The sequence below is a fragment of the Enterobacter cloacae complex sp. HYC033_NIDB genome (assembly GCF_056673335.1).
The window spans coordinates 649,080-662,109 of the sequence record NZ_CP115123.1 but is presented as its reverse complement, the minus strand read 5'-3'; the positions used below and the strand labels follow the sequence as shown (position 1 = coordinate 662,109).

Annotated in this window: 13 protein-coding genes; 10 read left to right on the top strand and 3 right to left on the bottom strand. The window is 56.1% G+C overall.

Features of this window, described 5'->3' with window-relative positions; genetic code table 11:
• The first annotated feature begins 161 nt into the window (after positions 1-161).
• Positions 162-998: an HTH-type transcriptional activator RhaS gene (rhaS, locus tag O1721_RS03165; RefSeq protein WP_015569934.1), complete on the top strand. Its 837-nt coding sequence runs from the start codon at positions 162-164 to the stop codon at positions 996-998.
• Between the two features lie 73 nt (positions 999-1,071).
• A complete protein-coding gene (gene rhaR, locus O1721_RS03160) occupies positions 1,072-1,920 on the top strand; it encodes an HTH-type transcriptional activator RhaR (RefSeq protein ID WP_032649868.1) in 849 nt (282 codons plus the stop codon).
• Here the strand turns inward: rhaR and rhaT are convergent, their stop codons facing one another.
• Positions 1,921-2,955: an L-rhamnose/proton symporter RhaT gene (rhaT, locus tag O1721_RS03155; protein WP_032649866.1), complete on the bottom strand. Its 1,035-nt coding sequence runs from the start codon at positions 2,953-2,955 to the stop codon at positions 1,921-1,923. It abuts the gene before it with no gap.
• Positions 2,956-3,243: 288 nt separating this feature from the next.
• Between rhaT and sodA the strand changes: the two genes are divergently transcribed.
• Entirely contained in the window at positions 3,244-3,864 is a 621-nt protein-coding gene (gene sodA / locus O1721_RS03150) for a superoxide dismutase [Mn] (protein WP_003861999.1), read from the top strand.
• 66 nt (positions 3,865-3,930) lie between these two features.
• On the top strand, positions 3,931-4,614 hold the full coding sequence (yiiM, locus tag O1721_RS03145; protein ID WP_017382697.1) for a 6-hydroxyaminopurine reductase: 684 nt from the start codon (positions 3,931-3,933) through the stop codon (positions 4,612-4,614).
• A gap of 43 nt (positions 4,615-4,657) precedes the next feature.
• Here yiiM and cpxA read toward each other — a convergent pair whose 3' ends face one another.
• The gene (cpxA, locus tag O1721_RS03140; protein WP_479953596.1) at positions 4,658-6,031 is read right to left on the bottom strand and encodes an envelope stress sensor histidine kinase CpxA; all 1,374 of its coding nucleotides are present in this window, start codon (positions 6,029-6,031) and stop codon (positions 4,658-4,660) included.
• Positions 6,028-6,726: an envelope stress response regulator transcription factor CpxR gene (gene cpxR, locus O1721_RS03135; RefSeq protein WP_003862004.1), complete on the bottom strand. Its 699-nt coding sequence runs from the start codon at positions 6,724-6,726 to the stop codon at positions 6,028-6,030. The genes cpxA and cpxR overlap by 4 nt, the downstream gene beginning before the upstream one ends.
• Positions 6,727-6,876: 150 nt before the next feature.
• Here cpxR and cpxP point away from each other — a divergent pair, with 150 nt between their 5' ends.
• The 6 genes from cpxP to O1721_RS03105 all read left to right on the top strand — a co-directional run bounded on the left by cpxP (position 6,877) and on the right by O1721_RS03105 (position 13,022).
• A complete protein-coding gene (gene cpxP / locus O1721_RS03130) occupies positions 6,877-7,383 on the top strand; it encodes a cell-envelope stress modulator CpxP (protein WP_003862006.1) in 507 nt (168 codons plus the stop codon).
• Between the two features lie 153 nt (positions 7,384-7,536).
• Entirely contained in the window at positions 7,537-8,421 is an 885-nt protein-coding gene (fieF, locus tag O1721_RS03125) for a CDF family cation-efflux transporter FieF (protein ID WP_032649863.1), read from the top strand.
• Between the two features lie 184 nt (positions 8,422-8,605).
• Positions 8,606-9,568: a 6-phosphofructokinase gene (pfkA, locus tag O1721_RS03120; RefSeq protein ID WP_003862009.1), complete on the top strand. Its 963-nt coding sequence runs from the start codon at positions 8,606-8,608 to the stop codon at positions 9,566-9,568.
• Between the two features lie 232 nt (positions 9,569-9,800).
• On the top strand, positions 9,801-10,790 hold the full coding sequence (locus O1721_RS03115; protein ID WP_032649861.1) for a sulfate ABC transporter substrate-binding protein: 990 nt from the start codon (positions 9,801-9,803) through the stop codon (positions 10,788-10,790).
• Positions 10,791-10,900: 110 nt separating this feature from the next.
• Positions 10,901-11,644: a CDP-diacylglycerol diphosphatase gene (locus tag O1721_RS03110; RefSeq protein WP_032650108.1), complete on the top strand. Its 744-nt coding sequence runs from the start codon at positions 10,901-10,903 to the stop codon at positions 11,642-11,644.
• Between the two features lie 73 nt (positions 11,645-11,717).
• Positions 11,718-13,022, top strand: coding sequence for an SLC13 family permease (locus O1721_RS03105; protein WP_032649859.1), 1,305 nt, complete (start codon positions 11,718-11,720; stop codon positions 13,020-13,022).
• The last annotated feature ends 8 nt before the right edge of the window (positions 13,023-13,030 follow it).

Sequence of the window (13,030 nt, the reverse complement as noted above, 5' to 3'; positions counted from 1 at the left end):
CGGGGTTTGCAGGCAGTGTGACGCTGACCGCATTTCCTGATCTTTCCGCCTGTTTCTTGAAAAACCGACAGCTTTTGCGCGGTTTGCTGTCAAAAATTTAAGGTGAGCGTGGAAGGCCTTAATTACTATTTTGAGAACTTTTCTCATTGGTGGGGGCCGTTATGACCGTACTGCACAGCGTCGATTTTTTTCCTTCGGGGGCTTCGCCGGTCGCGATTGAGCCACGGCTGCCTCAGGCTGCGTTCCCGGAGCATCATCATGATTTTCATGAAATTGTGATTGTTGAGCACGGAACGGGCATCCACGTGTTTAACGGTCAGCCGTATACCATCAGCGGCGGTACGGTGTGCTTCGTGCGCGATCACGACAGGCACCTGTATGAACATACCGACAACCTGTGCCTGACCAATGTGCTCTATCGTTCTCCGGATGCGTTCCAGTTTCTCTCCGGGCTGAATCAGCTGTTGCCGCAGGAGAAGGACGGTCACTACCCCTCGCACTGGCGGGTGAATCAGTCCACGTTGCAGCAGGTGCGTCAGCTGGTGAGCCAGATGGAGCAGAGCGAGGATGGACAGGAGACGCACGCCATTGCTACCCGCGAGCTGCTGTTTATGCAGCTGCTGGTGCTGCTGCGGCGCAGCAGCCTGGTGGAAGGGCTGGAAAATAACGACGCGCGCCTGAACCAGCTGATGGCCTGGCTGGAAGATCATTTTGCCGAAGATGTCTGCTGGGAAACGCTGGCGGATGACTTTTCGCTCTCGCTGCGCACGCTGCATCGTCAGCTCAAGCAGCATACCGGGCTGACGCCGCAGCGCTACCTCAACCGTCTGCGCCTGATCAAAGCGCGGCACCTTTTACGTCATACCGACGAAAGCGTCACCGATATCGCCTATCGCTGCGGATTCGGCGACAGTAACCACTTTTCGACGCTTTTTCGCCGGGAGTTTAACTGGTCGCCGCGTGATATTCGTCAGGGGAAAGACGCGTTGCTTCAGTAACGCGAGGGCAGTCACCGTTTTTTTGCTGCAAAAAGGCTAATAATGTCCGGTTATTCGCCGTAGAGGTTGTGGTGTGGCTGCTCAGCTCATTCTTCGCAAAGATGATTTTTTTGCCTCCGCGAGTCAGGCCGTCGCGGTGGCCGACCGCTACCCGCAAAACGTCTTTGCCGAGCACACCCACGAGTTTTGCGAGCTGGTGCTGGTATGGCGAGGCAACGGCCTGCACGTCCTCAACGACCGCCCCTACCGCATCACGCGCGGAGACCTGTTCTACATCCGCGCTGAAGACAAACACTCCTACGCCTCGGTTGACGATCTGGTGTTGCAGAACGTCATCTACTGCCCCGACAGACTTAAACTGAATGTCGACTGGGCGGGCAATATCCCCGGTTTTCATGATGCCAGAGGCGAACCGCACTGGCGCTTAAGCAGCAACGGCATGGCTCAGGTGCGCCAGACGATTTCCCAGCTGGAGCAGGAGAGCCAGAAGAGCGATCCGGTGGCAAACCAGATGTCGGAGCTGCTTTTTGCCCAGCTGGTGATGACCCTGAAGCGGCATCGTTACGCTACGGATAATCCCTCTGCTACCACGCAGGAAGCGCTGCTGGATAAGCTCATCACCCGGCTTGCGGGCAGTCTGAACAAGAGTTTCGTGCTGGAAAAATTCTGCGAGCAGGAGCAGTGCAGCGAGCGCGCACTGCGCCAGCAGTTCCGCACCCAGACGGGGATGACGGTCAACCACTATCTGCGCCAGCTGCGCATCTGCCACGCCCAGTACCTGTTACAGCATACGGAGCTGATGGTGAGTGAAGTGGCGATGCGCTGCGGCTTTGAGGACAGTAACTACTTTTCGGTGGTGTTTAACCGTGAGGTGGGGATGACGCCGGTTCAGTGGCGTCATCGCAGTCGAAAGGCAGCGTAATCAGTTCGCCATGCCGAGGCCGACGATATTGGCCGCAATGATAATCACCACACAGCCCAGGCTCAGCACGCCAACCGGACGACGCCCGGCATTGTTCCACTCTTTCAGCACCAGCCCAACCAGCCCGCCGCACAGCACGTAGAAGCTCATGTGCAGCATCCAGCTCATGTAGTCATACTGCGCCGGAATACTGGCGTGACCCCAGGCGTAGAAGAAGAATTGCAGATACCACATCAGACCGCCGAGGGCGGAGAGCAGGACGTTGGTGACGATCAGCGGTTTTGCCAGCGAGAAGTCGGCTTTTACCGACAGGTTCTTCACTTTTGCCAGACGAATGAAGCAGAAGCCGAGGTTTACCAGCGCGCCGCCGCCCATGATCACCACGTAGCTTGGCAGGGCAACGTACAGCGGATCGACGCCCAGCGCCGCAGCGGCGTCGTGCATCGGTTTGGCGGCGTTCATGGCGAACGACATGCCCGCCGAGAAGACGCCGCACATCACCGCCAGCAGCAGCCCTTTCTTCAGGTTGAACTCTTCGGCTTTGATGCCCATCTTGCGTTCTTTCAGCTGGCCTGCGCGGGTGACGATGCCCACGCCGATCACCGCCACCAGCACGCCCAGCAGCGTCATTCGCCCGCCCTGAGTGTTGATCAGCACGTCGAAGTGGCCGTTGAGGATTGGCGTCATCAGGGTGCCAATAATCAGCGTAATGCCAATCGCGATGCCAATCCCCATCGACATGCCTAGGTAGCGCATGGTGAGGCCGTAGTTGATATTACCGATGCCCCACATCGCGCCGAACAGGAATACCGGCAGCAGGGTGGAGGCGCTGAAGGAGGAGAAGTAGCCCCAGAAATCGGGCAGCAGCATGGCGCTGATTGTCCATGGCAAAATCAGCCAGGACACGGTGCCGCCAACGGACCACATGGTTTCCCATGACCAGCCTTTCACCTTTTTAAACGGGGCATAGAAACAGGCTGCACTGGCCGCGCCTATCAAATGCCAGAAAATACCCATCGTAATCGCATGATTCATTTTTACATCCTCATCGTTTTTATAGCCGGAGGCTTCCCGCCGACTTGATGAGTGTAAAAATGAGGCGGTTTGGGAACCTTCAGAAGGTTGCCGCACTTTTGTTCAGGATGGCAATCAGCACGTTAAGCACGTGAGCAGACTCACAATTTTGTCATTTATCAAAAATCTAATAACCTTATAAAAACTACGGCATTGATAATCATTTTCAATATCATTTAATTAACTATAATGAACCAACTGCTTACGCGGCATTAACAGCTGTGCCGCCCGACAATAATGGAGAGGATTATGAGTTATACACTGCCATCCCTGCCGTATGCCTACGACGCACTGGAACCGCATTTCGACAAGCAGACGATGGAAATCCATCACACTAAACACCACCAGACCTATGTGAACAACGCGAATGCTGCGCTGGAAAGCCTGCCAGAGTTCGCTAATCTGCCTGTTGAAGAGCTGATCACCAAACTGGACCAGCTGCCGGCAGACAAGAAAACCGTGCTGCGCAACAACGCGGGCGGTCACGCTAACCACAGCCTGTTCTGGAAAGGCCTGAAAACCGGCACCACCCTTCAGGGCGACCTGAAAGCGGCTATCGAGCGTGACTTCGGTTCCGTTGACAACTTCAAAGCGGAATTCGAAAAAGCCGCTGCAACCCGTTTCGGCTCTGGCTGGGCGTGGCTGGTCCTGAAAGGTGACAAACTGGCGGTCGTTTCTACCGCTAACCAGGACTCCCCGCTGATGGGTGAAGCTATCTCTGGCGCATCCGGCTTCCCAATTCTGGGTCTGGACGTGTGGGAACACGCTTACTACCTGAAGTTCCAGAACCGTCGCCCTGACTACATCAAAGCCTTCTGGGATGTAGTGAACTGGGACGAAGCAGCAGCGCGTTTCGCCGCTAAAAAATAAGGTTGCATTGACGCCTGTGAGAAGCGAGTCTGATGACTCGCTTTTTTTGTATCTGAAGGAGTGGAGATGCATTACCCGGTGAATGTGTTTACAGGCAAGGTAAGGGAGTACGAAGGCAGCCGCCCGAGCGCCATCGCCAAAGTGCAGGTCGACGGTGAGCTGACGTTGACCGATCTCGGGCTTGCGGGTGACCAGCAGGCTGAAAAGAAAATCCACGGCGGGCCCGATCGCGCGCTGTGCCACTATCCGCGCGAGCACTATCAGCACTGGAAAGCCGAATTTCCTGAACAGGCGGACCTCTTCGTTGCCCCCGCGTTTGGCGAAAATCTCTCAACGGAGGGGCTGACGGAGAAGAACGTCTTTATCGGCGATATTTACCGCTGGGGCGATGCTTTGATTCAGGTCACCCAGCCGCGCTCACCGTGCTTTAAGCTTAATTACCATTTCGGCATTCAGGATATGTCGGCCCAGCTGCAAAACGCGGGTAAAACCGGCTGGCTGTATCGCGTTGTGCAGGCGGGACAGGTTTCGGCGGATGCGCCGCTTGAGCTGGCTTCGCGCTTGAGTGAGGTGTCGGTATACGAGGCCTGCGCAATTGCCTGGCATATGCCGTTTGATGACGAGCAGTATCACCGCCTGCTGTCAGCGGCGGGATTATCCACCAGCTGGACCAGAACGATGCAGAAGCGGCGGTTAAGCGGCAAGATCGAGAGCAGTTCGCGGAGATTGTGGGGGAAAGAGGTTCCGTAGAAAGTAGGCCGGGTAAGGCGAAGCCGCCACCCGGCACATACGGTTACGAACGCTTATACAGCGGCAGCCATAGCGTTAACCTCAGCCCGCCCAGCGGGCTGTCATCGGCTTTCACCCAGCCACGGTGCTGTTGCATGGCGGTTTCAACAATCGCCAGACCTAGCCCCGTACCACCAGATTCACGGTCGCGCGCCTCGTCGGTGCGGTAGAACGGACGGAAAATCTGCTCGCGATCTTCCGGGCTGACGCCAGGACCATCGTCATCGACAATGACGGTAATCCCGTCTTTATCCACCGAAAACGCCACTTCAATCTTCGTGTGCGAATAGCGCAGGGCGTTACGCACGATATTCTCCAGCGCGCTTTCCAGCGTGTTGGGGTTATCGTAGAGCGGCCACGGGCCCGGCGGGAAGTTGACGGTGAACGATTTGCCCATCTGCTCCGCTTCGAACGCCGCGTTGTCCAGCACCTCATGCCAGAGGTGATTGGCTTTCACCGTTTCGCTCACCAGCGCGTTTTTCTGCTGATTGCGCGACATCACCAGCAGATCGTTGATCATGCTGTCCAGGCGATGCGCTTCCGTCTCAATACGCTCCAGCTCTTTGCTCTCGCCGCTGCGGCGGCGCAGCAGGGCGGTACCCAGCTGTAAGCGCGTGAGCGGCGTCCGCAGCTCGTGGGAGATATCCGACAGCAGGCGTTGCTGCGCGGTCATCATGCGGTCAAGAGCAGAGACCATCTGGTTAAAACTGGTTCCGGCGGCCAGGAACTCCTGCGGCCCGGATTCCAGCTCCGGATGCTGCCTCAGGTTGCCCTGCGCCACTTCGTCCGCCGCATTTTTCAGCTTACGCGCCGGTTTCGCCAGGCTCCACGCCAGCCATAACAGCAGCGGGGAACTGACCAGCATCGTGACAATCAACAGCAAAAGCGGACGGTCAAACAGCAGGTTGATAAAGTCGGACTGGGAACTGCTCGCAGGGCGAATCAGATAGAGCTGGTAATTGTCTTCCCCATCCCGCACCGAGAAAGGACCGACCATCTCTACCCGACCATATTTCTTTTTCTGTGGGTGATCGGCATTATCCGCCTGGCCAATAAAGTTGCGGATAATCTGCATTTCATTGCGATCGGCCCCAATCACGCGGCCTTCACTGGTGACCAGTAAAAGACGTTGTCCGGGGGGCGCCCACTTGTCGATAGCGCGAAACAGCCTGCGCCACCACATTAAATCGTTCGGCGGATCGTTTGCCAGCTCCGCTTCCACGTGCTGCTCGATCATCACGCCCTGACGTTGCTCGCTGTCGAGTAGCTCCGTCATCTGGCGTGAGTCGAGTTTTGGCAACATCAAAACGAGCATTAAAACCAGTGCCAGCGTCAGCCAGAAGATGGCGAAGATGCGGGCGGTTAAGCTGCCTATCATGAAGCGGAAACCATCAGATAACCACGACCACGCAGGGTTTTGAACCAGGGATGACCGTCTTTACGCTCCGGCAGCTTACGGCGCAGGTTCGAGATATGCATGTCGATGGCGCGGTCAAACGGGGTGAGGCGTTTGCCCAGCACTTCCTGGCTTAAGTGTTCACGCGACACCACCTGGCCGAGATGCTGCGCCAGCAGATACAGCAGGGTGAACTCGGTGCCGGTTAGCTCCAGCGTTTCACCGTCGAAGCTCGCTTCCTGGCGGCCCGGGTTCAGGCTCAGGGAGTCTACTTCCAGCGTAGGCGAGCTGTTGTCGGTATTCTGCTGCTGCTCGCTCCAGTGAGAGCGGCGCAGGATCGCGCGAATACGGGCCACCAGTTCACGGTCGTTGAACGGCTTAGGTAAATAGTCATCCGCACCCAGCTCAAGGCCGAGTACGCGGTCAAGCTCGCTGCCGCGTGCGGTCAGCATAATGACGGGGGTCTGGTGTGTCTGGCGAAGCTCTTTCAACGTATCAATACCGTTTTTCTTCGGCATCATGACGTCGAGCAAAAGTAAATCGATGCTGTCGTCAAGGAGACTCAGCGCCTGTTCCCCATCATGGGCAACCAGGACGTTGAAACCTTCCATGTCGAGCAACTCCTTTAAAAGAGATGTGAGCTCTCGGTCATCATCAACTAACAGGATTTTATTCATTGTTTAAATACCTCCGAGGCAGAAATTACGACATCAAGGCTATCTAATCCATGACTTTACGTTGTTTTACACCCCCTGACGCATGTTTGCAGCCTGAATCGTAGACTGTCTCTCGTTGAATCGCGACACGAAAGATTTTGGGAGCAAGTGATGCGCAAAGTTACCGCTGCCGTCATGGCCTCAACGCTGGCCTTCAGTGCGTTTAGCCAGGCTGCTGTAGCTATCATCAGCGATAACGGTTCCTCAGCAGAGGGCGCAACGCAGCACAGCAGCCAAAGCCATATGTTTGACGGCATAAGTTTAACCGAACATCAGCGTCAACAGATGCGAGATCTGATGCAGAGGGCAAGACACGACCAGCCCCCTGTTAATGTTAGCGAAATGGAGACAATGCATCGCCTTGTCACCGCAGAAAATTTTGACGAAAGCGCTGTACGCGCTCAGGCCGAAAAAATGGCGCAGGAACAGGTTGCCCGTCAGGTAGAGATGGCGAAGGTTCGCAACCAGATGTTCCACCTGCTAACGCCCGAGCAGCAAGCGGTTTTGAATACCAAACATCAGCAACGGATGAACCAGTTGCGTGAGGTTGCACGGATGCAGCGAAGCTCAGATATGACGCTTTTCAGTAGCAATAGCAGTACCCGTAGTAACCAGTAAACCCTGTTTTCCTTGCCATAGACACCATCCCTGTCTTCCCCCACATGATGTGGGGGTTTTTTTTGCCCATCGTTCAGGTTTGTTAACGCTTTATTCATCCTTTCACTCCACCACCATCCGTTATACTAGCGCCATGGCATGACAGGAGTGTTTATGAATCAATCCTATGGACGGCTGGTAAGCCGGGCCGCAATAGCCGCGACGGTGATGGCGTCGTGTTTGCTGATCATTAAAATTTTCGCGTGGTGGTACACCGGGTCGGTCAGTATTCTGGCGGCACTGGTGGATTCACTGGTGGATATTGCCGCCTCGCTGACCAACCTGCTGGTGGTGCGCTACTCGCTGCAACCGGCGGATGAAGAGCATACGTTTGGCCACGGCAAAGCGGAATCGCTGGCCGCGCTGGCACAAAGCATGTTTATTTCGGGCTCTGCGCTTTTCCTGTTTTTGACCGGTATTCAGCATCTTATTTCGCCTTCTCCGATGAACGATCCGGGCGTTGGCGTGGTCGTAACGGTAGTTGCACTTATAAGCACACTTGTTCTTGTAACGTTCCAGCGCTGGGTTGTACGCAAAACACAAAGCCAGGCTGTACGGGCCGATATGCTTCATTATCAGTCTGATGTTATGATGAATGGGGCTATTCTTATTGCGCTTGGTCTGGCCTGGTATGGCTGGCATCGGGCCGATGCGTTGTTTGCGTTAGGGATAGGGATCTATATTTTATACAGCGCCTTGCGGATGGGGTATGAAGCGGTACAGTCGCTTCTTGACCGTGCGCTTCCGGACGCAGAACGTGATGAAATTTATGCCATCGTGACCAACTGGCCTGGCGTCAGTGGTGCTCACGATCTTCGTACGCGGCAGTCAGGGCCGACCCGCTTTATTCAGATTCATTTGGAAATGGAAGACAACCTGCCACTGGTTCAGGCGCATATGGTCGCTGAACAGGTGGAGCAGGCGATTTTGCAGCGTTTCCCTGGGTCAGACGTCATTATTCATCAGGATCCGTGCTCTGTCGTACTCAGGGCGTTTTGAGCTTTCGTAATTCGTTGTAAAAAAGTGAGCCAGAGCAGCATTTTGTGGATAAATTACCACCATATGGCCTGACCTGAATCAATTCAGCTGGAAGGGATTGATATACTATTTGCAGTATTCGACGGTTGAACAGTTTCTTCCGGCAGCAGATTTCAATTTTGCATTCCTAAGTTCAGAGGTAGTCATGATTAAGAAAATCGGTGTGTTGACAAGCGGCGGTGATGCGCCGGGCATGAACGCGGCAATCCGTGGGGTTGTCCGTGCAGCGCTGACGGAAGGTCTGGAAGTTTTTGGTATCTATGACGGTTACCTGGGTCTGTATGAAGACCGCATGGTTCAGCTCGACCGCTACAGCGTGTCTGACATGATCAACCGTGGCGGTACTTTCCTCGGTTCTGCGCGCTTCCCGGAATTCCGTGACGAACACATCCGTGAAGTGGCTATCGAAAACATGAAAAAACGGGGTCTGGATGCGCTGGTGGTTATCGGCGGCGACGGCTCGTACATGGGTGCAAAACGTCTGACTGAAATGGGCTTCCCGTGCATCGGCCTGCCTGGCACCATCGACAACGACATCAAAGGCACCGACTACACCATCGGTTACTTCACCGCGCTGGGTACCGTTGTGGAAGCGATTGACCGCCTGCGTGACACCTCTTCCTCACACCAGCGTATTTCTATTGTTGAAGTGATGGGCCGTTACTGCGGTGACCTGACTCTGGCGGCGGCAATTGCCGGTGGCTGTGAGTTCGTGGTGGTGCCGGAAGTGGAATTCAGCCGTGAAGATCTGGTCGCTGAAATCAAAGCCGGTATCGCGAAAGGTAAGAAACACGCCATCGTTGCTATCACCGAGCACATCTGTGACGTTGACGAGCTGGCGAAGTACATCGAAACCGAAACCAAACGCGAAACCCGCGCGACCGTTCTGGGTCACATTCAGCGTGGTGGTTCCCCAGGCCCGTACGACCGTATCCTGGCGTCCCGCATGGGCGCGTACGCGATCGAGCTACTGCTTCAGGGTCACGGCGGCCGCTGCGTCGGTATCCAGAACGAGAAACTGGTTCACCATGACATCATCGATGCCATTGAAAACATGAAGCGTCCGTTCAAAGGTGACTGGCTGGACTGCGCGAAAAAACTGTACTGATTGGCTCTGTTGCCCGGTGGCGGCAAGGTAAATGCAAAACGGTAACCCTTGGGTTACCGTTTTTTATGGTTGCTCCCTCTCCCGTGGGAGAGGGCTGGGGTGAGGGCATCAGGCCGCTCATTCACTTTTTTTTATTCCTGCACGTTATAGCCAATCTTTTTTTATTCTTTAATCATCGGTTAGCTTTCTGGCACGCTGCATTCATCAAAACACTACACAAGAGAGCTGGGCGATGAATAAATGGGGCGTGGGGTTAACATTATTGCTGGCATCGACCAGCGTTCTGGCAAAGGACATTCAGTTACTGAACGTGTCGTACGATCCGACGCGTGAACTGTACGACCAGTACAACAAAGCTTTCGCGGCGCACTGGAAACAGGAAACCGGCGATAACGTGGTGGTTCGCCAGTCTCACGGTGGTTCTGGCAAGCAGGCGACCTCCGTCATCAACGGTATTGAAGCCGACGTGGTGACCCTGGCGCTGGCCTACGATGTTGACGCTATCGCCGAGCGTGGCCGTATCGACAAAAACTGGATCAAGCGTCTGCCGGACAACTCTGCGCCATACACCTCGACCATTGTCTTCCTGGTGCGTAAAGGCAACCCGAAACAGATTAAGGACTGGAACGACCTGATTAAGCCAGGCGTGTCTGTCATTACCCCGAACCCAAAAAGCTCCGGCGGCGCACGCTGGAACTATCTGGCAGCCTGGGGCTACGCGCTGCACCACAACAACGGCGATCAGGCCAAAGCACAGGACTTCGTCAAAGCACTGTTTAAAAACGTCGAGGTGCTGGACTCCGGCGCGCGCGGCGCAACCAACACCTTCGTCGAGCGCGGCATCGGCGACGTGCTGATCGCCTGGGAAAACGAAGCCCTGCTGGCGGCCAACGAGCTGGGTAAAGACAAGTTCGAGATCGTCACCCCGAGCGAATCCATCCTCGCTGAGCCGACCGTCTCCGTCGTCGATAAGGTTGTTGATAAGAAGGGCACCAAAGCGGTGGCGGAAGCCTACCTGAAGTACCTCTACTCACCGGAAGGGCAGGAAATTGCGGCGAAAAACTTCTACCGCCCACGCGATGAGGCCGTCGCGAAGAAATACGAAAACGCCTTCCCGAAACTGAAGCTGTTCACTATTGATGATGTGTTTGGCGGCTGGACCAAAGCGCAGAAAGAGCACTTCTCTAACGGCGGCACCTTCGACCAGATCAGCAAGCGCTAAGCGTTTTACAAAGAACGACACGGTAACCCGGTGTGAAAAACCGCCGGGTTTTTTATTTGGTCATCATTTTGCGTTACTCTTTTGCCTCTATTGAAAACAGGGAACGCGTTGTGAAAAAAATTATCTTACTGATTCTGATCGTTATCGCCCTTGCCGCAGGCGGCGTGTACTGGATGAAAGCGGGTAATCCGAATGCGTTGCGTCATATCGTTCTCGACCAGTGTGTGCCCAACCAGCTGCATAACCGTAACCCGGCACCGTGTGCGCAGATGAAGCCAGATGCGGGCTACGTGGTGTTCAAGGACCGCAACGGGCCGCTGCAATACCTGCTGATGCCCACGTACCGTATCAACGGCACCGAAAGCCCGCTGCTGACTGAGCCGCAGACACCGAATTTCTTCTGGCTGGCATGGCAGTCTCGCCATTTTATGAGTATGAAACGGGGGGCCGACGTGCCTGACAGCGCCGTTTCGCTGACCATCAACTCCCCGACCGGGCGCACGCAAAACCATTTTCATATCCACATCTCCTGTCTGCGCCCAGACGTGCGCGAGAAGCTGAACGCGTCGCAGGGGCAAATCAGCACCCAGTGGTTACCGCTTCCGGGCGGGCTGGAAGGGCATGAATACCTTGCCCGTCGGGTGACGGAGAACGAACTGGCGCAGCGCAGCCCGTTTATGATGCTGGCGGAAGAGCTGCCGGAAGCCCGCGATCATATGGGACGCTTCGCGCTGGCGATGGCACAGCAGTCGGACGGCTCGTTTGTCTTGCTGGCGACAGAGCGTAACCTGCTTACCTTTAACCGCGCGTCGGCTGAGGAATTGCAGGATCATCAATGCGATATCCTGAAGTGACCCCACCATAAATAGCGTTTACTCGCCCTGCCTGTCGCCGTAGACTTGCTGAAAAATTCTACAGGAGACAGGTATGTCGCTCTGGTTAACGCATCCTCTGCTGCTTCCCTCGCTGATCGTCGGCGTCACCATCGTGCTGTGGGCGACGTCGCTGTTGCCGGAATTTATCACCGCGCTGCTGTTTTTCACGGCGGCGATGACCGCCAGAATCGCCCCGCCGGAAGTGATCTTCGGCGGCTTCGCCTCGTCTGCCTTCTGGCTGGTGTTCAGCGGCTTTGTGCTGGGCGTGGCGATTCGGAAAACCGGCCTGGCGGACAGGGCCGCCCGGGCGCTGTCGGCAAAGCTTACCGACTCCTGGGTGCTGATGGTGGCGAGCGTTGTGCTGCTGAGCTATGCCCTGGCATTCGTGATGCCGTCGAACATGGGACGTATTGCGCTGCTGATGCCGATTGTCGCCGCGATGGCGAAGCGGGCCGGCATTCCTGATGGCTCGCGGGCCTGGTTTGGCCTGGCGCTGGCGGTCGGGTTTGGCACCTTCCAGCTCTCGGCCACTATTTTGCCCGCCAACGTGCCCAACCTGGTGATGAGCGGCGCGGCGGAAGGCTCATACGGTATCCACCTCAACTATGTCCCGTATCTGCTGCTGCACACCCCGGTGCTGGGTATTCTCAAAGGCCTGATTCTGATTGGCCTGATCTGCTGGCTGTTCCCCGGCAACCCGAAACCGGCGAAGGATCTCACGCCATCGGAACCGATGGGGCGTGACGAAAAACGGCTCGCCTGGCTGCTGGCGGTGGTGTTGACGATGTGGGTGACGGAGAGCTGGCACGGCGTTGGGCCAGCATGGACGGGGCTGGCGGCCTCGGTCATCGTTATGCTGCCGCGCATCGGTTTTATCACCGGGGAAGAGTTCTCGGCGGGGGTGAATATGCGCACCTGTATTTACGTCGCGGGTATACTCGGGCTGGCCATTACGGTGACGCAGACCGGCATCGGTGCGGCCGTAGGCGAGGCGTTGCTCCATATCATGCCGCTGGATGCAGACCGCCCATTTACCAGCTTCCTGGCGCTGACGGGGATCACCACGGCGCTCAACTTCATTATGACCGCCAACGGCGTTCCTGCGCTGTACACCACGCTGGCGCAGAGCTTCTCGGACGCGACCGGCTTCCCGCTGCTGTCGGTGATCATGATTCAGGTGCTGGGGTATTCCACGCCGCTGCTGCCGTATCAGGCGTCGCCGATTGTGGTGGCGATGGGCTTAGGGAAAGTGCCTGCGAAGGCGGGGATGCTGCTCTGTCTGGCGCTGGCGATTGCGACGTATCTGGTGCTGCTGCCGCTGGATTATTTGTGGTTTAGCCTACTGGGACGGCTGTAAAAAAGCCC